The sequence below is a fragment of the Erysipelothrix aquatica genome (assembly GCF_009828775.2).
GTDB lineage: Bacteria > Bacillota_I > Bacilli_A > Erysipelotrichales > Erysipelotrichaceae > Erysipelothrix > Erysipelothrix aquatica.
The window spans coordinates 18,918-40,955 of the sequence record NZ_WTSY02000020.1 but is presented as its reverse complement, the minus strand read 5'-3'; the positions used below and the strand labels follow the sequence as shown (position 1 = coordinate 40,955).

Below are 22,038 nucleotides of genomic sequence, written 5' to 3'. Positions count from 1 at the left end.
TAAAGCCGAAGCCTTTTTCAGCGTTAAAGAATTTTACTTTTCCTGATTCCATAAAAAAATACCTCCCTCTAAAATATGTCTCATATAATAACAGGTGTTAGGTATTATTTAATGTGTTTAGTCATATATTAATGTTAGTATATCAGTATTTATGACTAAAAGCAAATTATTGCATTTTTTATTGTTCTTTGTAGAGGTGGCTAGGTAATAATAAATCCAATTATCAGAAAATAATAAATGAATAAAAACCCCTACATAACCCCTACAAGTAAATATATCGAAAAATCACAACTAACTAGAACGCACTATTTAGTGGCGTTTAACACTATTTAACATCAGCTCAAATCTCTATTTTTAGTATCCCTCCGAGGACGCCAATAAGATAAGTAAACACACCTTCGGTGTGTTTTTTTTATAGGATGTATTGGGTGACATGATGGGATTATTACGTGAATAGGGAAGAAAAAACAAATTTGTAATACAACTAGGTATTTCATTTCAGGTTTTCCCTTGAAAATCAGCAGTGTCGTCCCGAATCACGTTGAGCTTGGTGTAACTGTTCGATAAGAACCTCTAAAATCAAGGGTACGCTAAAGTTTTTGATTCTAATGAAAGTTATGAACATATGTATATAAAAAAACTAATATGTTATAATAAAATGTACGTGAATAAATACATGGGGTGAATATCGTGAAAAAATATTTTAAGGAAATGACGACTGAGAAATATATCTTTTGGGGGATCATTATTTTATTATTTGCAGTGAGGGTCGCGGCTTTCTTTGACCTAGGAGCTACTTACAATCTCGATAGTGATGATGCAAACTATGTTTTGAGTGGTATGCACTTTGCTAAAACAGGAGAGCTCATTATGCACGGAGTCCGGAGTGCGCAGATTATGCCGCTTTTGACTTGGATGTTAGCAATTCTGTCAGTCTTTGGAAGAACGTTCGAAGGAACGCTTATTCTCGGAAGAATTTTAATGTTTGTTTTTGGTGTTGCTTCTGCAGCTGGAGTTTATGCGATTATTAGAATGTATGCAAAACCATTGTTTGGTTATTTGGGCATGTTATTTTTCATACTTCCACCGTACATTTGGATGGATAATCTCGTTCTTACGGAATCAGCATTTCAATTTGCGTTTGTATTTGCGGTTTACTATACCATAAAATTAGCGAAGTCGCATTCGTTGAAAGACTTATTGTGGCTCAGTTTCTTCTATATGTTTGGGTTCTTATTGAAAGCGAACTTTGGTGTGTATCCGGCATTTGCGTTTATTTATCTACTCTTAGAAAGATATCCAATCAAACTTTGGTTCAAACATGGACTCATTATGTTCTCAATTCTTATTGCATTCCTGATTCCATGGACAATTCGTAACTATATTCAATTTGATCATTTTATCCCGACGACATATGGCGCAGGGAATCCAACACTTCTGGGGACTTATCAAGGCTATGGATATCCAGATCCATCGCGAGATGAAGGATTCTTGGAAAGTATTCAAGATGACTTCGATAAGGCTCGTGAAGGGTATTACGATCCTGAAACGGATACCTATACACCAAGTTATATGCGTAAGTACTTTGCGTTAGAGCATGATGCGCTCTTTGCGAGTGCCCGCCTCGATGCATGGCGTAGTGAGAATCTAAAAAGCTACATTTATAGCACCATTTATTCTAAACCAAAAGAAATGGTTGAATCCTACTTCTACTGGCATTCAGTGTTTGGTATAGAGACTTTAGGTACCTTCCATCCGCGATTAATCAAAGTGGGAATTCTAGCAACAATGATTGGATTCTTTATTTCGAAGAAAACACGAACATTGATGTTCCTTCTCGGGTCGCTGTACTATGGTAACCTCATAATTTATAGTTTCACATTCTCGTTTAATCGATATGCGGCCACACTTCATTTCCTAATGATTGTAGCACTGATGGTTGAACTGGGAACATTCTATGAATTCATTAAACGAAAGGTGAAAGAGCGAAATGAAAGTCTTACTAATAATCCCAGCCTATAATGAAGGCGAAGGCATCGTTTCACTGATTGCAAAAATTAAACAAGCACGGCCTGATATTGACTATGTGGTCATCAATGATGGATCTAAGGATAATACAGACGAACTTTTAAAGGCACACAATATCAATCATGTGACGCTTGTAAAAAATTTAGGAATCGGTGGTGCAGTTCAGACCGGATATCGTTATGCGAAAGACAATGAATATGATATTGCCATTCAATTTGACGGTGATGGTCAGCATGATATTAATTCAGTACAAACGCTTATTGACGCAATTGTTTCCAAGGAAGGCGATCTCGTGATTGGATCTCGCTTTGTCTCGGATAGTAGTAGTGAATTTCAATCATCTTTTATGAGACGTGTTGGGATTACTATTCTTTCAACGTTGATTAAAATCACGACGGGTAAGCGAATCCTCGATGTAACATCGGGGAATCGCGCATGCAATCGCGACATCATCGAATATTTTGCTGATGAGTATCCAATGGAATATCCAGAGCCAGAAAGTATTGTTCATGTCATCAAACGTGGCTATACGGTCAAGGAAGTTGGCGTTACAATGTTTGAGCGTGAGTTTGGTGTCTCATCAATACGCGCATTAAATTCTGTTAAGTATATGATCAAAGTAGGCTTGTCAATCATAATTGCAAGTATGGCGAGGTAGCAGATGACAGACAGTTTAAGAATTGTGTTAGGGATAACGTCGTTGCTAATATTAGTAATCGTTGTCTTATCATTAAAAAAACAAAAACTTGGAATCAGTGATGGATTTTTTTGGCTCATCATGGCTTTGGGAATTTTCTTGTGCTCATTATTTCCATCAATACCGATGGATTTATCAACGACACTAGGTTTTGAAACACCATCAAATTTTGTCTTCTTTGCAGGTTTACTTGTAATGCTAATCATTATATTTAAACAAAATATGACAATTCACAAACAAAAATTACTCTCAAAAACACTAATACAAGAAGTGTCTTTGATGAAAGCACGCGAGAACAAGGAGTCTGAATTATGATTTTATTCATCATATATGTAATCTTATCGACAGCTGGTTTAATTCTGTTTAAATTAGGCGGCACAGCAGGAACACAGGGCGCAACGTACATCAATAGTGTACTTTCAGTGTCACTCAGTATTAAATCGATTTTGGGAATTCTATGCTATGGTATTAGCTTTATTCTGTGGCTATTAATTGTTCAAAAATCTGATTTATCATTTATTTATCCGTTATCCGTTGCGGTAATAAATATTTTAATTTTAACCGGTTCACACTATTTTCTTGGTGAAAGTATTACGGTTTGGAAAATGGTTGGAATCGCATTAATTGTTGCAGGAATTTTTGTGATGAACATAAAAGGAAAGTAACATGTCGTATACGAAAAGTTTTATCAAAGGCATTTTAATCGGAATTTCTTTTTTAGTACCAGGGTTAAGTGGCGGTACGATGATGATTATTCTTAATGTCTTTGACGATGCAATCCATGCATTAAACCAATTACTGCAATTTAAGCCCTATAGGCTGGCATATTATTGTGTTATGGCATTCGGAATTCTTACAGGTATTACTCTTTTTGCAGGGCTTATGAGTATCATTTTATCCTTGTATAGTGGTTATGCGATGACATTCTTCTTGGGTGTTATCCTCAGCGGTGTTTTAGAAATTGGTAAGTTACTTAAAGGAATTAAGATTGGTTTTAGACATGTCATTGCATTTGTCGTGTCGTTCTTACTTGTGATGCTTTTGACTTACACAGAAGGACGTTTGGTCAATGTTATGGAAGCAAGTGGTATGTTCCGCTTTGTATCACTGGTCTTAATTGGAATTCCGACATCTGTAGCACTCATTCTACCTGGTTTATCAACGTCCTATTTATTTCTTGTCTTTGGGATTTATGAGAAAACCCTAACAAGTATTACAACATTTGATTTAGAGTTCTTATTTCCCTTACTTTTGGGAATTTTACTGGGTGTCGTTTTCTTTACGAGATTCATTGAATATGCTATCGCAAATCACAAAGAAACAGTTTATGTTTCAATACTCGGGCTTATCTTAGGATCGTGCATGAGTATGTTTGCGGAAATATCATTTGGATCAATTCCGGAATTACTATTGAGCTTAGTCTTTGGAATTGCAGGTTTCCTTTGCATTACTTTCATCACAAAGGTATTCGATAAGAACTAGTAGAAGATTCGTAATTTAAATCGTTTTAGATGCAAGTAGTGGGTCATCATCATAGCAATATGATGCTGGCCTTTTTTTATCTTTCGATTTAAGTCTAAGGAAGCGCGTGCTGTCAACGCATGTCTTTGCGATTCCGATGACCCAGACATTAATCCTAATAAAAAAAGTAAGTGTCTGAAGTACGAATGATGACAGATTCAATCTATGTGCTAAAATAATACTAGAGGTGAAACTATGAAAGCAATCGCAATCGATACATTCGGCGGTGTTGATACACTGCATGAAATTGAACTAGAGATTCCACAAGTTGAATCTGACCAAGTATTAATAGCAGTGAAGGCAGTATCAGTAAATCCGGTTGATACCAAAATTCGTGCAGGATTGATGCCGGGTTTTCCAAATAAACACTTTCCTAAAATTCTGGGTCGTGATGTGGCAGGGGATGTTATCGCGGTCGGTTCGGCGGTTTCCAAATTTAAAATTGGGGATCGTGTTGTCAGTGATCCTGCACCTAAAGATCAAGGAACCTACAGTGAATTTACAGTGGTACCCCAAAATCGCTTAGTAAAACTACCAGATAGCATTGGCTATGAAACTGCTGCGACACTACCAACATCTGCAGCTACTGCCTATCAAGGCTTATTTATCCAGGGTAATTTAAAACAAGGACAACGTGTCCTTATCCATGGCGGTATGGGTGGTGTCGGTAGTATTGCGATTCAACTTGCACACCAGGCAGGTGCATTTGTAATCACAACTGCATCCACCAAGAATCATGACCGCTTGTTAGAACTTGGAGCAGATGTAGTAATTGATTATCATACAACACAATTCGAGACGGTAGTTTCTAACATTGATTTAGTGTTTGATACGATTGGAAATGATACGCAGATAAAAAGTATAGAGGTGTTGAATGAGACTGGGAGTATAGTCACGATCGTAGGAAAAGCTGTCGAGTCAGATAAGGTTCGATTCTTTAGTAATAAATCATCGGTGGAGGTACTTGAAGCTCTCGTAGCGAGACTTGATGAAGGAAGTCTTCACCCAATCATTGGCGAAATCATACCAATGTCGGTTGCGGCTATCCGGGATGCACATGAAAAAATTGAGCGTAACCAAACAAATGGAAAAATTGTTTTGATAAATGGTACCTCAAACATCCTATAATGTGATATCATTATAATGTTATAAAGGGGTGAAATAGTGCGACTCTATAAAAATGGAAAACTCGTGAATGGCGAGACAATTAGCATTGGTGTTGATGATGGATTAATCATTGCAATTAATCCCACCAATGAAAGTGCGTATTCATCAATCATCGATCTTGACAGAAACTATATTTCCGCAGGGTGGATTGATATGCACACACATTGCTACGAGCGAATGGATTTGTATTATGATGATCCAGATGAAATTGGTTATAAAACAGGTGTTACAACAGTGATTGATGCAGGAACTACTGGTGCCCTTGATATTGGAACATTCTATGCCGATACACGATTAAAAAAAACGCGAGTCTATGCAATGATAAATATTGCGAAACAAGGTATTAAAACTCAAAATGAACTCGCCGACTTAAATAACATCGACATCCAAATGATAGATCAAGCAATCACGAAATATCCTGATTTTGTCATTGGGTTTAAAGTACGAATGAGTGCATCTGTAATTGGGGATAATGGGATTGTGCCATTGGAAATCGCAAAATCCATTCAGACGCAATTTCAGAAACCTTTAATGGTTCATATTGGATCCAATCCACCACTACTTGTTGATATTTTGACACGTTTAGAAACAGGGGATATCGTGACTCATATCTTTAACGGGAAAGAGAATGGGATTTTGAATCATCTTGGAAGAGTTCGTAAAGAAGTATGGGATGCACACAACCGTGGTGTCATTTTTGACATTGGTCATGGCCGTGAAAGCTTTAGTTTTGATGTAGCACAGCAAGCGTTCAAAGAATGTTTGTTGTGCGATACGATTAGCAGTGATATTTACCATCATAACCGTGTCGAAGGGCCTGTTTATAGCTTGGCGCATACAATGAATAAATTATTGAGTGTGGGTTATTCTCTAGAACGTGTTATTGAGATGGTAACAATAAGACCGGCAGAGATTATGAGGCTTCCCAAACTAGGGACCCTTGCGGTTGGTAATTATGCCGATCTCACAATTTTTAAGGAACAAGCAATCCATCAGACCTTGGTTGATTCTCACGATGTGACGCGAACACTAAAACGTGGAATTCAAGTAGCGGCTGTAGTGATTAAAGGAGAATATATTGAGTTATGAGTGAAATCCGAAACGAGCTATCGTTAACTCGAGTGATTAACGCATCTGGTAAAATGACCATTTTAGGTGGCTCTAAATTATCAGAGGCTGTAACAGAAGCAATGTGCGACGGCTCACAAAATTTTTATGTAATGTCTGATTTGATGATGAAATCGCGTCAATGGATTGAAATGAATTATAACGTTGAGGCGGCATGGATTGTGAGTTCCGCATCTTCTGGCATTGCGCAGACCGTTGCTGCGGCAATAGCCCAGGATAACTTGGATGTAATACTTAATCCCTATGCACCTAACGTTACGAAGCGAAATATTGTGATTGCGAAAGGGCACATTGTAGATTACGGAACATCTATCGAAGTTCCAATCCGAATGGGTGGTGGTACCATCATTGAAGCGGGATTCGCAAACGCATGTTCAAAAGCACATTTTGAGTCGAAAATCACAGATGATACGGCTGCATTGCTCTATGTCAAATCACACCATGCAGTACAGAAAGGCATGCTTGAGCTAGAAGAAGTCGTCGAACTCGGGAAAAAGTATAAGGTACCCGTAATCGTTGATGCCGCAGCAGAAAGTGACTTGAATCTTTATTTAAACAAAGGAGCAGATGCTGTAATCTATTCAGGAACCAAGGCGCTTGAAGGACCAACGTCAGGGGTTGTTGTTGGAAAAGCAACATTTATTGATGTGTTAAAACTTCAAGGGCAAGGGATTGGTCGCGTCATGAAAGTGGGTAAAGAATCGATTTTTGGACTAATGGCTGCATTACTTCACTTCAAAAAGAGTCAACCAGCAACGAAAGCAATGCAAGAAGCATTCATGGCACCACTTTTAGCTCGGATGAATGCACTTGATGGAGTACGTGCTGTAAGTGTTCAAGATGGCGCAGGTCGCCCAATTTATCGTGCATCAATTGCATTTACACATGCCAAAGATGCAATACAGATGACGAAAGCGTTACAAGAAAATGATCCCAAAATATATACTCGAGATTATCGAAAAAATGAAGGCATAATCGAGGTGGATCTACGTGATGTAAGTGAAACAGAACTGGAAGAAATTGCGCAGGCAATAGAAACACTGTATGGAGGATTAAAAAAATGACATTAAATGTGAAATACTTAAACGACAGACTGGCACTGAATGTCTTAACCAATTCAGTAGAAAATGCTCAAGCGCTTGTAGAGGCTGCAGAAGGGCATGTATTAGTTGGTGTATTGTCCAAAAATTATCCAACAGTTGAAGCTGCTGTTCAAGATATGAAACGTTATCAAAGTGCAACCGATAACGCGATATCTGTAGGATTGGGAGCTGGTGATCCAGGACAATGGGAGATGGTTGCTCAAATCTCCAAGATTATTCAACCTCAACATATTAATCAGATGTTTACAGCAACAGGATACACACGCGGACTTCTGGGTCAAGATCAAACAATCGTTAATAGTCTCGTATCGCCATCTGGAAAAGTAGGGTATGTAAATGTTGCTACAGGTATTAAAAGTCGTGAAGAAGCAGTTGCACTCGTTCCAATTCGTACTGCAATTCGTATGATGCAAGAAATGGGAGCATCATCAATTAAATTCTTTCCAATGAATGGATTGTCAACTTTTGAAGAATACAAAGCCGTCTGTGAAGCATGCGCAGAATATGATTTCATGTTGGAACCAACAGGCGGATTGGATTTAGAAAATTTTGAAATCGTCGTTAAGACGGCACTTGATGCAGGTGTTAAACGCGTGATTCCTCATGTTTATTCATCAATCATTGATCCAGAAACTGGAGCAACTCGACCTGAAGATGTTGCGACACTCTACACCATAATGAAAAAACTAACCCAATGAAAAAGAAAATAGTCGCGTTTGGCGAAGTCATGATGCGATTAGCACCCCCAATGTATACAACACTTCAACAAGCACAGATGTTTGATTTTATGTTTACAGGAACAGGTGTTAATGTCTTAGCTGGCCTTTACGGTCTTGGATTTGAAACAACGCTATTAACTGCACTACCTGACAATAATGTAGGATATGCTGCTGCATCACATCTACGACGATTAGGTATTAAAGATAACCATATTAACTTTTCAGGGAATCATTTAGGGTCATACGTCATTGAGTTTGGTGCAGGTGCGCGAAGTTCCCAAGTAACATATTTGAACCGTACTGAAAGTTCGTTTGCGAAAGCGAACTACCAACTCGAATCCTGGGAGTCTGTGGTAGCGAATGCGGATATGTTACACATTTGTGGTATTTCACTTATTAACGAAAACACCTATAATATCGCATTAACATTGATGGATATTGCCAATGATCATCATGTTCCGGTTGTTTTTGATAGTAATTTCAGACCATCCTTGTGGCAAGATGATCGCATCCATTTATATAAAGAAATGTATGAAGCGATGCTCAAGCGGGCAGACATTGTTTTTGCGGGTCCTAAAGACGTTGTTAAATTACTCGGTATTGACGGCGATACAGAAACGTTGATGCAATCTTTTCAGAAACATTATGCGCTTGAATATGTTTTAGGAACAGAACGCTTTGAGCAATCCATTCAAGGATTTATTGTTAGCAATGGTGTCTGCAATGTATCCCAGCGATTCCCACTTACAATAATAGATCGTATTGGTGGCGGTGATGGTTTTGCAGTGGGGGCACTCACCGGTATACTTGAAGGCATGGCACCAGAGGATATCGTAACGTACGGCGCAGCGAGTGGTGTTTTAGCACATACTGTCTACGGTGATGCAGTCATTGTGAATCGTATTGATATTGAAAATCTCATCCAAGGTGTGAAAATAGATTTAAAGAGGTGAAAACACCTCTTTTTTTAAGCAATAAACTGTTTTTTAAGATAAATTATGATATTGTAAGCTTATACCGATTCAATGTTTGGACAGAAGAGGTAGAACGTGAAAAAACGAAGCATGTTAATAATTACGCTCATTGTGGGCGTGATGGTAACTGAAGCAATATTAGCAGGCTCGGTGTCGAAAAATACATCTCCATATGTACAGGGATCCCAACCAAATATAATTCCTGTATCCACCCCCCATTCAGGCAACATAAATGCGGCAATTGGAAATGGCACACAAACGGATGACAAAAAAATAGAAAAAGTCCAAACATACAAGAGTCGTGTAGAGAATACACCTATCGCGTTTGATACACAGTATGTGTATGACGATACGCGTGAAGAAAAAGATTCGTATATTAGTGTGGAAGGTGTTGAAGGAATGCTTGAAAGCACATATAACGATGAATATGAAGGGGATGTGTTCGTAGCAACAACATTAGTCTCAGAAAATACAATGACCGCACCAATTGATGAAGTTATTGTTGTTGGGACTAAAGTTAGTGCAGGGTCAAGTGAATCAAATTCAAGTGGCCAGCAACCAGCAACTCAAGAAGTAGCAGTACCTCAAGGAAATTATGATGATGGACTTGCTCGATCAATGTTTGATGCGATGAATGATATTCGTGAACGAAACGGATTAAGTCGCCTACGGTGGTCGAATCAACTTTATGACTATGCAAAAATTAGAGCACAAGAGATCTCGGTTGTTTTTGACCACAGAAGACCTGATGGGTCTGCATGGGATAGTCTTAACCCAGATGTAATCTATGCTGAAAATCTCGCTACAAAGGCCTACAAAGTGAATGTGGCGATGGATGCACTGATGAATTCGCCGACACATCGAAAGAACATTCTTTCCGAATTCCCAATGGGAAGTGTTGCTGTCTTTAAGGCAAGCAATGGCGAATGGTATTGGGTGCAATTATTTGGTTATTAAGAAATACAAAAGCAGGATCGTAAGATCCTGCTTTTCTCATAAAAAAACCAAGCGAACTTGGATCGCTTGGTGTAAGTGTAGTTTTGTTAATAGAGAAGAGACATTCATTATTAGTTATATACTACACATGCATGCACCTATATTAAAACATTGAACTAATTGTAAGTCAATACAAATTGGTATAAAATCTCATAAAATACACTTTGAGTGAAAATAAATTTCAGAGGTGAATAAAAAACCTATTGATATGTCAAAATAACGCAACTTATGATAAAATGAAACAGTATGAAAGGATACGTATGAATAACTACTATGAATCATGTTTAGAAGTGATTCGACAATGTATTGCTGATGAAAATCATGCAGAAGCATTGGCACTTTTAGACCAAGAACTTTCAATGCCATTTATACCTCAGCCGTATGACCAAGTATTTCGTGATTTACGGGATAACTTACGAATCGATAGAAACCCGAAAGCGCGTTACTTCGAGTCAATGGAAGAGGTTTTTGATGCGTTGAAAGGGAATGATGCTCTGAAACAAAAAGCACTCATATCACTCGAACGTATGAATTTACGTGCAGTCTTGAATGATCTTGAGGATATTATGCGCGATAAACTGATTGATGATTGGCTTAAAAAGCAGTTAGTCTTTTATTTGATGGAGCAAAATATTGATGTTTCAATAGATGTACGTTTGAACCATAAAATGTACACACTTGAAATTCTTAAACTTGAAAATCCGATTGGCAGTGAAGCATATTTACAAACTGTAGCATCACTTCGTGATATGCTAGAATCTGTAAATCCGAGCCTACTCATGCTTTGCATTGATGAATTGGACCAAAAAGTTTTAGAGGCATTTCCAGAAGAAGCCCAAAATATTGATGCGCAATCAATCTTGGACACTGTGAATCGCTATCTCAATCAATGATTTAAAACTTTTAGCACTCATCGCTTGACTGTGCTAAAAGGTATGTTATAATAGTTACGTACTAGGAGGAACACATGAAATCTACATGGAAACTAAACGAAAACTCAACAGGATTATTAACTGTTGAAGTTGAACAAAATGCTTGGAAAAAAGCACAAGATAAAGCAGTTGATAAATTAACTAAAGACGTTGAGGTTCAAGGCTTCCGTAAAGGACAAGCTCCTAAAGAACTTGCACGCAAACAAATTAGCGACAGCTCAGTCATGATGGAAGCAATGAACTTAATTGCAAATGACGCATTTGTTGCAGGAATGGTTGAACATAAGTTAGAACCAGTCGCAACACCAGAATTAGATGTTAAAGAAATGACAGCTGATTCACTCACATTACTTTTCAATGTAACGGTAAAACCAGAAGTTGAATTGGGTGAGTATAAAGGGATTAAAGTAGAAGCAGAAGATATCACAGTTTCAGACGAAGATGTTGAAGCTGAACTTGCAAAACTACAAGAAGAACAAGCAGAATTAGTTCTTAAAGAAGAAGGAACTGTTGAATCAGGAGATACAACTGTTATTGACTTTGAAGGATTTAAAGAAGATGTTGCATTCGAAGGTGGAAAAGGTGAGAACTATACATTAGAAATTGGTTCAAACTCATTTATTCCAGGATTTGAAGAAGCAATGATCGGTATGGCAGCTGGAGAAGAGAAAGATTTAAATATCACATTCCCAGAAAACTACCATGTTGAAGATTTAAAAGGACAACCTGTTGTTTTCAAAGTGAAACTACACGAAATTAAATCAAAACAATTACCAGAACTTAACGATGCGTTCGTTGAATTGTTAGATGATGAAGAAGTTAAAACTTTAGAAGCATTGAAAGCATCAATCAAACACAACTTAGAGCACAACCGCCAACACGCAGAAGAAGACCGTGTCAATGACGTTTTAGTTCAAACAGTTGCAGATAATGCAAAAATCAATGTACCAGAAGCAATGATTACAGAAGAATTGAACCAAATGTTCAATGAATTCCAACAACGTCTTGCGCAACAAGGAATGAACTTTGAATTGTACTCACAAATCTTAGGTCAAACAGAAGAAGATGTTAAATCACAAATGGGTGAAGATGCAGAAAAACGCGTTCGCACACGTTTAACACTCGAAAAAATTGCTGAAGTTGAAGGATTAAAAGTTGATGATGAGGAAGTAGAAAAAGAATTTGCTGCGATCTCAGAAGCATACGGAATCGAACTTGAACAAGTTAAAGAACTTGTCTCAATCGACGCTGTAACATACGACATTTTACTTCGTAAGGCAATCGAGTTAGTTAAAGAAACTCGTGCTTAATTAAAAGACGCTTAGCGTCTTTTTTATCCTAAAAGGAGGGATTGCTATGAGCGAAAAACAAGAAAATAAAATTATGAATGTCCCTGTCGTTGCGACACGCGGGGTAATCGTATTTCCAGAACAGGAAATAATGATTGAAGTAGGTCGTCATAAAAGTATAAATGCGATTGATGAAGCTGAAAAATTCTTCAACGGACACGTCATTCTCGTAAGTCAAAAAGACATTCTCATTGACGATCCTAAAAAAGATGAATTGTTCCAATATGGATCTTTAGTCCATATTAAATCCGTTAAGCGTAAACAAGGATTCTTACGTGTTACATTCTCGGGATTGCAACGTGTACGTATCAGTGAACTCGTTGATGATGGAAAAATGCTCTTTGGAACTGTTGAACTCCTTGAGGATATCATCGGTTCAGAAAACGAAGAAATTGCACTTATTCGTCGTATTACATCAGAAATCGAAAAAGTATCCGCCGCAAACATTACGATTCCAACAGAATTGATCAATCAACTTACTTTGGGAGTGTCAGCGTCACAATTGAGTGATCAATTTGCACAGTACTTCCCATTACAAGTTGAGCGTAAACAAGCATTGCTTGAAGAACTCGATGTTAATGAGCGTCTTTTAATGATCATTGAAGAAATTCAACGTGAACAAACGCTAGCAACTATCGAAACAACAATTAATGAAAAAGTTAAAGATCGTGTTGAAGAAAATCAACGTGAGTACTACTTACGCGAAAAAATGCGCGCTATTCGTGAAGAATTGGGAGATGCTACGGATGTTGGAGAAGACAGTGACGAATTCCGTGAACTTCTAGAAAACAATCCTTATCCAGATCATATACGTGAAAAGGCACTTGAAGAAATTCGCCGTTATGAAATGCTTCCACAAGCATCAGGTGAATCAGGTGTGGTTCGAACCTATCTAGATTGGTTGTTAAAGACACCTTGGTGGCAACAAACTACGGATATTCAGGACCTCAATGACGTTCGTAAAAAACTTGATGAAGATCATTTTGGATTGGATAAAGTTAAAGACCGTATTATGGAGTATTTGGCTGTTAAACAAATGACAGGGAACCTCGAAGCTCCTATTCTCGCTCTTGTAGGGCCTCCAGGAGTTGGTAAAACCTCTTTGGCAAAGTCTATATCAGATTCTCTAGGTCGTGAGTTTGTGAAGGCTTCACTGGGTGGTGTGCGTGATGAAGCGGAAATTCGTGGACACCGTCGTACATACCTAGGTTCTATGCCAGGAAGAATTATCCAAGGGATGAAAAAAGCTGGTGTTGTAAACCCTGTATTCTTACTTGATGAAATTGATAAAATGGCATCCGATTACAAAGGTGACCCAACAAGTGCAATGCTTGAGGTATTGGACCCAGAGCAAAATAAATTGTTCTCTGACAACTACTTAGAAGAGCCGTATGACTTATCACAAGTTATGTTCGTTGCAACAGCAAACTATCTTGGTGATATTCCAGAAGCACTTCGTGACCGTTTGGAAATTATTAACCTCAGTTCTTATACTGAAGAAGAGAAATTAAGCATTGCGAAAGCACACTTAATTCCGAAACAACTTAAACGTAATGGATTGAAAAAATCGCAGTTTAAAATTAGCGATGCATCCCTTCGTTATTTAATTCGTCACTACACACGTGAAGCCGGAGTGCGTCAATTAGAACGTACAATTTCATCGCTTGCGCGTAAGACGGTATTAGCAATTCTCAAAGATGAAAAAGAGTCAGTCACAATCACTAAAGATTTAATCTCTGAGTGGTTAGGTCAAATTATCTTTGAGTATGGACAAAAAGAAAAGAAAGATCAAGTGGGTGTCGTCACAGGTCTTGCATTTACACAATTCGGCGGAGATGTGCTTCCAATCGAAGTAACTTCATTTGACGGAAAAGGACGCCTTATCGTCACAGGACAATTAGGCGATGTTATGAAAGAATCAGCAGAAATTGCCTTTGGATATGTGAAATCACATGCCAAGGAGTTAAAGATAGCGTCTGATTTCTTTGAGAAACATGACATTCAAGTTCACGTTCCTGAAGGTGCTGTTCCAAAAGATGGACCATCTGCTGGTGTTACTTTCACCACAGCGCTTATTTCTGCACTCACTAACCGTAAGGTTGCGGCAGATATAGCTATGACCGGTGAAATTACACTTCGTGGAAATGTTCTACCAATTGGTGGTTTAAAAGAGAAGTCATTAGCTGCTCACCGCGTTGGTATTACTCGAATTGTGATTCCAAAAATGAATGAAAAAGACTTAGTTGATGTTCCGGATGTCGTTAAAGAAAATGTTAAGTTCATACCGGTTGAAACCATTGACCAAGTCATCAAAGAGGCACTTGTTTAGTGATTAATTGGAATACGCAAGATGCACATCTGATTATCTCATGTGCATCTGCATCACAGTTTCCGGAAACGACACAGAAGGAAATTGTAATGGTTGGTAAATCTAACGTTGGGAAGTCATCCCTTATTAATGCATTTACAAACCGTAAGCGTCTTGCATACGTAGGACAACGTCCTGGTAAGACCCGTCTCATTAACTTTTATCATATTAATGATGAGTTATTGTTGACTGATGTTCCCGGGTATGGGTTTGCGAACCGTTCTAAAGAAGAACAAATTCAGTATGGTGTGCTAATGGATAGTTATTTCCAACAACGCCATCCAGCAATGATGCTTATCTTGATTGATGTTCGTCGTGGCGTTGGTAAAGATGACATTATGATGCTTGATTTCGCGCGTTACAATGGCATTGAGCATGCTATCGTTCTAACGAAGACCGATAAGCTATCACGTAACAAAATCGCTAATGAGCGACGTGCAGTCAAGAAAGAATATCCTGATGTTAAAGTACTTGAGTTTTCAAGTCTGAATCACGATACTCGCGAACCAATTATTGAGTATATGCGAAGTGTTCTATAAAACCTGCGAAAGCAGGTTTTTTTTATGACAAAAAAGCTATCCGTTTAAGGGATAGCTTTAGAATTAGAACTTAATGTCTGTCATATATTTTTCGTAAACTGGGCGAATTCCGACACGATCTTTTGATAATGATGGAATAACTTGGAATGGTCCTGAAGAACTGTTTCCTTCGATAAGCTCTGCATTTCCGTCTTGTGAGACAGCAACATCCCAACCGATATAGCGTACTTGAGGAATGACGAGGCACGCTTCTTTTACTTGAGCAACGACATTCTCGAAGTTTGGAATTTGGAATCCCATAAGGTTTTCACCTGTAAGTGGATGGTTTGTATGTTGGTTACCGTGCTTGTCAATGAATGGGTAAACAACAGTCCCTTTTTCATCTAAGATTGTGTACATACCACCTTGACCAATATTATCAACGTGACCACCTAAACCTGATTTTAATGCTGTAATAAGCACTCGAGGTGTTTGCGTGTTATCTAAAAAAGTAATAATACGCATTGTATTAACAGATGTTGGTGATAGCTCTGACATCTTTGGATGTTGCGTAAAGAATTCTTCAATAAGATATTGGCGATTTGCTTTTAAATCATTGTATAGCTTTTCAAAATCGATGTCTGGAGTTTCGTTGTAGTCAATTTTATCGATACCACGTCCAACATAATCGTTTTTACGTTTAGCCATAACTTTGCCATGTTCAACGACGAATGCTTTAAATGCTTCAACATCAACTTCTTCTAAATCGATGTGTTTACGGCTAATGAATTTCGCAAATAATACATCAAATTGAGATTTATCATCAAAAAGTCCAACATACTCTCGATCATTGTAATATTTAACAACTTTGTCAGAATGTCCTAATGTAATATAAGTTTTACGTTCTTTACCGTTTAAAAGATAAAATTCAAACTCATTGTAATCAACATAGCCCGCAGTGTATCGGAATGAACACCACATCATATCAACGAGAATTACAAACTTACTTTTTCCGCTCTTTTCATGAGCATAGTTAATTGCGTCCTTGAATCCTTGACGATCCATTTGTTTCAGACGTTTAAAGTAGTACTTTATACGCCACCATAATTTTTTCATACGAATACCTTCCTGTCTTTACTATGTTATCGGTTTTAGGCTCATGTGTCAAGATAAACAACATAGTGCGTAAACGTGTAATACGGCTTAAATAGTGGCTATTCTTATGTTTCATGGGTATTAAAAGGTCTCGTAAATTGGTCAAAAAAAAAGAAATAGTGTTCTATCACTATTTCTCGGTATTTTGTGTATTATCCAGTTCAGCAATTAGACGGTCAAAGAGTGGTTTGACGCCTATTTGTGCTTCACCTAGGAATCCAGGTGACTGATATATATCGTGACCTGGGAACTGATTTCCTTCGATAAGCATTGGTCCATCTTTCGTCAAAGCAACATCCCATCCGACCATGCCTAATTCAGGAATGTGAAGGGCGGCTTTCTTAGCAAGTCCAATCATTGCCTCAAACTCTGGGACTTCAAATCCTTTGAATGTGATGCCAGTTAACGGATGAACAGCAGCGATTTTATTGAATTTACCAACCCCGTCAGTTTCAACAACACCTGTCTCTAAATTGATGCGCGCTGCAAATCCGCCACTGTTTAAATTATCAACACTTTTGCCATTTCCGCAACGAACACATGCAAAGGGAATTCGGATATGACCATTCTTTTGCAGTGTAACAATTCGTACAGTATTTACTGACGCAGGATGTAAAATCCCCATCCGTTCATCTTGAATGATGTACGCCTCCGCGAGTGTTTGGCTATTCGCCCGCATCGAGTCATATACGGTTTTTGCATTAGTACCGTCAAAATCAAAGAATTCGATACCTTTTCCACCAATCCCATCTACTGGTTTTGCGACAATTCGTGGGTTTGTTTTGAAGAAATGTTCAAAATCATCAAAGGTGCTCGTGTTTAGATCAAGCCATGCGCGATTATGATACCCATCAAAATATTTGAGAAACTCAACTTTATTATCGAGTGTATCCCATTTTTCTTGACTGTTAAATTTTGCGACATAGGCATTATTGACACCTCGAGTCACGAAAGTGCCACGTTTTGATTCTGGAACGTTGTATAATTCGAAATCCAAATAATCTACATATCCAGCTTGATATTTTAATCCGGTTTTAATGATATCGATTAGAATCAATAAGGTGTTCTTGCCCGTTCGCTGATGAACTTCCTTAGCTGTTTCATACATAGCTTTATGATTCATTTTTGTAATACGCTGAATCATATATTTAAATTTTTTCATGATATCACCTTCCATAAGTTCTTATACGTCATCAATTATATCGCATTCATGGACCACAAACAATGCTCAGAAGGGAAACAATGAAAGATGCCTTTAGAACTCTTCAAATGTCCAGATTTTAAATGTCATGTTCAATTATTTCTTGGAGTATAAATGTCTGATTTGCATATAAATATTAGAAAATCGCACAGTTTGGAATTCGATTTTGACGGCGTACTGAGCTGTAGGATTCCCATTGCTTATAGAATTGTGCAATTACAGCACCATGCGAAACGATTAGAATATGATTCCCTTTTGAGTTAGCTACGCGTTGTGTTATCTAAAGATAGATGCGATTTTGAAAGTCGGTTTCTCTCTTGCCATCAAATTGCACAAAAAAATCTTGATAAGGTGTGGAATCTATTTCAGAACGTAAAGTGATGCTTCAGAAGACATACGAACAGTTACAGAACCAACAAAGAGAAATTGAAGCATCATTACAATTTCTTGAAAAGAAACAAAGCTACTGTACGGACGTCCAAAATGGTGTGGTTCCATGCGTCAGTAATTTAGTAGCGGGAAAAACAGGCTAACTTATAAAATAAGAACTTTGAAAAATTGCTAATCACAAAAGACTATGCTAAAATATAAAAAATCAATGAACATAAGGAGTACTGTGTAAAAACGTTTAGAGAGTTGTCGTGTGGTGAAAGACAATCGTTGGAAACGGGAAAGTCGTATGTGAGATGAGATACTGAACTCAAGTAGGTAAATCCGTTGGTGGCGTTAACACATTGAGGCTTGTTGAAAACAAGTAAATTAAGGTGGTACCACGACTAACACATCGTCCTTTGGATGATGTTTTTTTGTGTTTAGAAAAGGAGTCAATGATGAACAAGTTGAGAATTCCAACACTCGAAACGAACCGACTAATATTAAGAGCTGTAACTATGGATGATGCATCAGATATGTTTGCTTATACTTCAAATCCTGAGGTCACACGCTATCTGTCATTTTCGACACATACATCTGTTGAGGATGCAGAATGGGCGATTGCAAATATCTTTATGAAACGTCCCGATAACGGATCTCCTGAAGCATTCGCAATTGTCGATAAAATGACACATCAAATGATTGGGACTTGCGACTTTTGGAGGGTTGATGGTGACAATACATATGAAATGGGATATGTTCTTAATCAAGCGTATTGGGGCCAAGGACTCATGACGGAAGCAAGCCGTGCAGTCTTAAAGTTTGCATTTGAAGATTTTGGTGTCCGACGGATGGAAATTCGTCATAACGCGGAGAATATCGGATCTCGAAATATTATCAAAAAACAAGGATTTACTTACGAAGGCGTCCGTAGACGATTGATTAAGATTGATGATCACTACAGTGATATCGTCTACTATGCGATGCTTGATGAAGAGTTCAAATAAAACAAAAAAAGAAAGAAGAGGATGTAAGATGCGTAAAGAACTTGCACAAAAATACAATCACTTAGATATTGAAAAAGATAAATACCAAGAATGGGTAGATAAAGGTTATTTTACGGCTGGAGATATCAGCAAAAAGCCATATTCTCTTGTTATTCCACCTCCAAATGTTACGGGAAAACTACACTTAGGCCATGCATGGGATAATACCTTGCAAGACATTGCAATTCGTTACCAACGACTCTTAGGTAAAGATGCGTTGTACCTTCCGGGGATGGATCATGCTGGAATCGCCACTCAAGCAAAAGTTGACGAACGTCTACGTGAGCAAGGAATTTCACGATATGATTTAGGTCGTGAAGGGTTCCTCAATAAATCATGGGAATGGAAAGAAGAATATGCTTCACACATTCGTGCTCAATGGGAAAAACTTGGAATTTCGGTTGATTATTCACGTGAGCGTTTTACCCTGGATGAAGGTCTGAACAAAGCGGTTAATAAAGTCTTTGTTGATCTTTACAACGATGGTTTGATTTATCGCGGATATCGCATCATCAACTGGGACGTCCAAGCCCAAACGGCGCTATCAAACATTGAGGTAGAGCACAAAGAAATTGAAGGGAATTTCTATACTTTTGAATATACGGTTGAAGAGACAGGCGATAAGCTTGCGGTGTCAACAACACGCCCTGAAACAATGTTTGGTGATGTTTGTATCGTTGTACATCCAGATGATGCCCGCTACCAACATCTAATTGGGAAGCATGCGATAAATCCTGCAAATGGTGATGTGTTACCAATTATTGCGGATGACTATATCGATATTGAGTTTGGTACAGGTGTTATGAAATGTACTCCGGCACACGATCCAAACGATTATGAAATTGGAAAACGCCATCATTTAGAAATGCCAATTTGTATGAATCCAGATGGCACCATGAATGAACTTGCACATCAATTTTCAGGATTAGACCGTTTTGAAGCACGAAAACAGTTAGTAGCTTACATTAAGGAAAACGGAAAGTTAATCAGTATTGAAAAACATATACATTCGGTTGGACACTCGGAACGTACTGGTGTTATTGTAGAGCCGTATTTATCGGATCAATGGTTTGTTAAGATGCAGCCACTTGCGCAAGAAGTTTTGAAGTTCCAAGAAACAGATCCAATTAAATTTTACCCTGAACGCTTCAGCCATACCTTTAACCAATGGCTTGAAAATATTGAAGACTGGACAATTTCACGTCAGTTATGGTGGGGACATCGTATTCCCGCATGGTTCCATAACGAAACACAAGAAGTCTATGTAGGAGAAACAGCCCCAGAGGATATCGAAAACTGGACACAAGATCCTGATGTTTTAGATACCTGGTTTTCATCAGCACTATGGCCTTTCTCAACACTTGGATGGCCAGAACAAACACCAGATCTTGAACGATACTATCCAACTGACTTATTAGTAACAGGTTATGATATCATCTTCTTTTGGGTTGCGAGAATGGCATTCCAAGGCCGTTACTTTACAGGGTCCAAACCATTTAAAGACGTCCTAATGCATGGATTAATCCGAGATGAACACGGACGTAAAATGAGTAAATCATTAGGAAACGGTGTTGATCCAATGGATGTCATCGAAGAATTTGGTGTTGATGCGCTACGTTACTTCTTAACGACAAACTCGACACCGGGCCAAGACATGCGTTATGTGCCAGAGAAAGTAGAAGCTTCATGGAATTTCATCAACAAAATTTGGAATGCCTCGCGCTTCGTCAACATGCATACCAGTGATCAAGTATATGATATAGAGAAAGCAACACTTTCAATGGTTGATCGTCACATTATTCATCAATTTAACCGCACACTTGATGAAGTAAATCGTAATATGGACAAATACGAGTATGCCCTTGTAGGAAATACCTTACAACGTTTTGTATGGGATGATTTCTGTAGTTGGTATATAGAACTTAGCAAATCAGGACTTCAAAGTGAGGATGAAACAGTTGTCTATGCAACGAAAGCAACACTTGCATATATGTTGAAGAATATCGTGAAAGTCCTTCATCCATTTATGCCATTTGTAACAGAAGAGATTTACCAATCGATGCCTGGCAGCTTGGAATCAATCAATCTCGAGACATGGCCTTCAATGATGCAAATTGACACAAATGGATTAGAACAAGTTACATTCATGATTAATGCGATCTCAGCAATTCGTGAACTCCGTGTTCAATACGATGTTAAGCCTTCAAAACCACTCACGGCACAACTATTGAACAACAAAGATAATGATTACGAATTCGATGCTGTTTTAAAAGCGATGTTTGAAAGTATGGCACGCGTTGCCATCGGAACGATTACCGAGAATCCCGTCAAACAACCAATTCAAGGTGGATCCATTATTTTATTACAAGATGAATTAGTAGATCAGGAAGCATTATTAGTAAAACTAAATGCTGAGAAAGAACGACTTGAAGCGGAGATTTCACGTGGTGAAAAAATGCTTGCGAACCAGAACTTTATCGCTAAAGCACCTGCTGCAAAAGTTGAAGCCGAACAAGCGAAGCTTGACGAATATCGACGTCAATTAGATGTGGTTTTAGGACAGTTAAACTAATGGAAGCTATCATTAACACCCTCGTTAAAGGTATATCAACAATGTTTCGCTTTGATGTTGAGAAAGACCCACGTGGTGCTCGTAAAAAGAGCCTTATTATCATTCTTATCTTTATCATCCTACTGTATGTAGGAGTTATTGGATCATTAATAAATTAAGAAAAGAACCGCAGTCAGGCGGTTCTTCTTTTGT

General features: G+C 38.1%; 21 protein-coding genes and 1 other annotated feature. Of the genes, 19 read left to right on the top strand and 2 right to left on the bottom strand.

Translation table 11 applies throughout. The annotated features are described in order from the left end of the window. The first annotated feature begins 690 nt into the window (after positions 1-690). The 15 genes from GVV20_RS06840 (at position 691) to yihA (ending at position 15,521) form a co-directional block, all read left to right on the top strand. Positions 691-2,022, top strand: coding sequence for an ArnT family glycosyltransferase (locus GVV20_RS06840; protein WP_159741684.1), 1,332 nt, complete (start codon positions 691-693; stop codon positions 2,020-2,022). After that, positions 1,991-2,686: a glycosyltransferase family 2 protein gene (locus GVV20_RS06835; protein ID WP_159741685.1), complete on the top strand. Its 696-nt coding sequence runs from the start codon at positions 1,991-1,993 to the stop codon at positions 2,684-2,686. Before GVV20_RS06840 ends, GVV20_RS06835 begins: the two co-directional genes overlap by 32 nt. Positions 2,687-2,689: 3 nt before the next feature. Continuing rightward, entirely contained in the window at positions 2,690-3,040 is a 351-nt protein-coding gene (locus tag GVV20_RS06830; protein ID WP_159812836.1) for a DUF2304 domain-containing protein, read from the top strand. After that, positions 3,037-3,390, top strand: a complete 354-nt coding sequence (locus GVV20_RS06825) for a DMT family transporter (RefSeq protein ID WP_159638352.1) — start codon at positions 3,037-3,039, stop codon at positions 3,388-3,390. The genes GVV20_RS06830 and GVV20_RS06825 overlap by 4 nt, the downstream gene beginning before the upstream one ends. Before the next feature lies 1 nt (position 3,391). Next, positions 3,392-4,207 (top strand): undecaprenyl phosphate translocase family protein, encoded by an 816-nt coding sequence (locus tag GVV20_RS06820; protein WP_159741517.1) that lies wholly within the window; start codon positions 3,392-3,394, stop codon positions 4,205-4,207. A 234-nt stretch (positions 4,208-4,441) separates the two neighbouring features. Then, the gene (locus GVV20_RS06815; protein WP_159741518.1) at positions 4,442-5,374 is read left to right on the top strand and encodes an NADP-dependent oxidoreductase; all 933 of its coding nucleotides are present in this window, start codon (positions 4,442-4,444) and stop codon (positions 5,372-5,374) included. Positions 5,375-5,410: 36 nt separating this feature from the next. After that, positions 5,411-6,502: an amidohydrolase/deacetylase family metallohydrolase gene (locus tag GVV20_RS06810; RefSeq protein WP_201287542.1), complete on the top strand. Its 1,092-nt coding sequence runs from the start codon at positions 5,411-5,413 to the stop codon at positions 6,500-6,502. Further along, positions 6,499-7,605 carry a DgaE family pyridoxal phosphate-dependent ammonia lyase gene (locus GVV20_RS06805; RefSeq protein ID WP_159741519.1) on the top strand — a complete coding sequence of 369 codons (1,107 nt, stop codon included), beginning with the start codon at positions 6,499-6,501 and terminating at the stop codon, positions 7,603-7,605. Before GVV20_RS06810 ends, GVV20_RS06805 begins: the two co-directional genes overlap by 4 nt. After that, on the top strand, positions 7,602-8,342 hold the full coding sequence (gene dagF / locus GVV20_RS06800; protein WP_159741520.1) for a 2-dehydro-3-deoxy-phosphogluconate aldolase: 741 nt from the start codon (positions 7,602-7,604) through the stop codon (positions 8,340-8,342). Before GVV20_RS06805 ends, dagF begins: the two co-directional genes overlap by 4 nt. Then, positions 8,339-9,316 carry a sugar kinase gene (locus GVV20_RS06795; RefSeq protein WP_159741521.1) on the top strand — a complete coding sequence of 326 codons (978 nt, stop codon included), beginning with the start codon at positions 8,339-8,341 and terminating at the stop codon, positions 9,314-9,316. Before dagF ends, GVV20_RS06795 begins: the two co-directional genes overlap by 4 nt. A 96-nt stretch (positions 9,317-9,412) precedes the next feature. After that, entirely contained in the window at positions 9,413-10,294 is an 882-nt protein-coding gene (locus GVV20_RS06790; protein WP_159741522.1) for a G5 domain-containing protein, read from the top strand. A 299-nt stretch (positions 10,295-10,593) separates the two neighbouring features. Further along, the gene (locus GVV20_RS06785; RefSeq protein WP_159812834.1) at positions 10,594-11,226 is read left to right on the top strand and encodes a DUF3196 family protein; all 633 of its coding nucleotides are present in this window, start codon (positions 10,594-10,596) and stop codon (positions 11,224-11,226) included. 74 nt (positions 11,227-11,300) lie between these two features. Beyond that, positions 11,301-12,575 (top strand): trigger factor, encoded by a 1,275-nt coding sequence (tig, locus tag GVV20_RS06780; RefSeq protein ID WP_159741719.1) that lies wholly within the window; start codon positions 11,301-11,303, stop codon positions 12,573-12,575. Positions 12,576-12,621: 46 nt separating this feature from the next. Continuing rightward, entirely contained in the window at positions 12,622-14,943 is a 2,322-nt protein-coding gene (gene lon / locus GVV20_RS06775) for an endopeptidase La (protein WP_159812832.1), read from the top strand. Further along, positions 14,943-15,521, top strand: coding sequence for a ribosome biogenesis GTP-binding protein YihA/YsxC (gene yihA / locus GVV20_RS06770; protein WP_236261724.1), 579 nt, complete (start codon positions 14,943-14,945; stop codon positions 15,519-15,521). Before lon ends, yihA begins: the two co-directional genes overlap by 1 nt. 63 nt (positions 15,522-15,584) lie before the next feature. Here yihA and GVV20_RS06765 read toward each other — a convergent pair whose 3' ends face one another. After that, positions 15,585-16,616, bottom strand: coding sequence for a sugar-transfer associated ATP-grasp domain-containing protein (locus tag GVV20_RS06765; RefSeq protein WP_159638372.1), 1,032 nt, complete (start codon positions 16,614-16,616; stop codon positions 15,585-15,587). Positions 16,617-16,785: 169 nt separating this feature from the next. Beyond that, positions 16,786-17,817 (bottom strand): sugar-transfer associated ATP-grasp domain-containing protein, encoded by a 1,032-nt coding sequence (locus GVV20_RS06760; protein WP_159741199.1) that lies wholly within the window; start codon positions 17,815-17,817, stop codon positions 16,786-16,788. Between the two features lie 419 nt (positions 17,818-18,236). Between GVV20_RS06760 and GVV20_RS06755 the strand changes: the two genes are divergently transcribed. The 4 genes from GVV20_RS06755 to GVV20_RS06740 all read left to right on the top strand — a co-directional run bounded on the left by GVV20_RS06755 (position 18,237) and on the right by GVV20_RS06740 (position 22,004). Further along, positions 18,237-18,389, top strand: a complete 153-nt coding sequence (locus GVV20_RS06755) for a hypothetical protein (RefSeq protein ID WP_159741198.1) — start codon at positions 18,237-18,239, stop codon at positions 18,387-18,389. A gap of 56 nt (positions 18,390-18,445) precedes the next feature. Beyond that, positions 18,446-18,651, top strand: a binding site (T-box leader). Between the two features lie 35 nt (positions 18,652-18,686). After that, positions 18,687-19,235: a GNAT family N-acetyltransferase gene (locus GVV20_RS06750; protein WP_159741197.1), complete on the top strand. Its 549-nt coding sequence runs from the start codon at positions 18,687-18,689 to the stop codon at positions 19,233-19,235. Between the two features lie 28 nt (positions 19,236-19,263). Further along, a complete protein-coding gene (locus tag GVV20_RS06745; RefSeq protein WP_159741196.1) occupies positions 19,264-21,846 on the top strand; it encodes a valine--tRNA ligase in 2,583 nt (860 codons plus the stop codon). Continuing rightward, complete coding sequence (locus tag GVV20_RS06740) at positions 21,846-22,004, top strand: hypothetical protein (protein ID WP_159741195.1); 159 nt, start codon at positions 21,846-21,848, stop codon at positions 22,002-22,004. Before GVV20_RS06745 ends, GVV20_RS06740 begins: the two co-directional genes overlap by 1 nt. The last annotated feature ends 34 nt before the right edge of the window (positions 22,005-22,038 follow it).

Excerpts from the sequence above, each read along its gene's own strand:
- dagF (WP_159741520.1), top strand. The coding sequence starts at position 7,602 with ATGACATTAAATGTGAAATACTTAAACGACAGACTGGCACTGAATGTC.
- GVV20_RS06740 (WP_159741195.1), top strand. The coding sequence starts at position 21,846 with ATGGAAGCTATCATTAACACCCTCGTTAAAGGTATATCAACAATGTTT.
- GVV20_RS06815 (WP_159741518.1), top strand. The coding sequence starts at position 4,442 with ATGAAAGCAATCGCAATCGATACATTCGGCGGTGTTGATACACTGCAT.
- lon (WP_159812832.1), top strand. The coding sequence starts at position 12,622 with ATGAGCGAAAAACAAGAAAATAAAATTATGAATGTCCCTGTCGTTGCG.
- GVV20_RS06805 (WP_159741519.1), top strand. The coding sequence starts at position 6,499 with ATGAGTGAAATCCGAAACGAGCTATCGTTAACTCGAGTGATTAACGCA.
- GVV20_RS06835 (WP_159741685.1), top strand. The coding sequence starts at position 1,991 with ATGAAAGTCTTACTAATAATCCCAGCCTATAATGAAGGCGAAGGCATC.
- GVV20_RS06820 (WP_159741517.1), top strand. The coding sequence starts at position 3,392 with ATGTCGTATACGAAAAGTTTTATCAAAGGCATTTTAATCGGAATTTCT.
- GVV20_RS06755 (WP_159741198.1), top strand. The coding sequence starts at position 18,237 with ATGCTTCAGAAGACATACGAACAGTTACAGAACCAACAAAGAGAAATT.
- GVV20_RS06795 (WP_159741521.1), top strand. The coding sequence starts at position 8,339 with ATGAAAAAGAAAATAGTCGCGTTTGGCGAAGTCATGATGCGATTAGCA.
- GVV20_RS06830 (WP_159812836.1), top strand. The coding sequence starts at position 2,690 with ATGACAGACAGTTTAAGAATTGTGTTAGGGATAACGTCGTTGCTAATA.
- GVV20_RS06785 (WP_159812834.1), top strand. The coding sequence starts at position 10,594 with ATGAATAACTACTATGAATCATGTTTAGAAGTGATTCGACAATGTATT.
- GVV20_RS06745 (WP_159741196.1), top strand. The coding sequence starts at position 19,264 with ATGCGTAAAGAACTTGCACAAAAATACAATCACTTAGATATTGAAAAA.
- GVV20_RS06765 (WP_159638372.1), bottom strand. The coding sequence starts at position 16,616 with ATGAAAAAATTATGGTGGCGTATAAAGTACTACTTTAAACGTCTGAAA.
- tig (WP_159741719.1), top strand. The coding sequence starts at position 11,301 with ATGAAATCTACATGGAAACTAAACGAAAACTCAACAGGATTATTAACT.
- GVV20_RS06750 (WP_159741197.1), top strand. The coding sequence starts at position 18,687 with ATGAACAAGTTGAGAATTCCAACACTCGAAACGAACCGACTAATATTA.
- GVV20_RS06760 (WP_159741199.1), bottom strand. The coding sequence starts at position 17,817 with ATGAAAAAATTTAAATATATGATTCAGCGTATTACAAAAATGAATCAT.
- GVV20_RS06825 (WP_159638352.1), top strand. The coding sequence starts at position 3,037 with ATGATTTTATTCATCATATATGTAATCTTATCGACAGCTGGTTTAATT.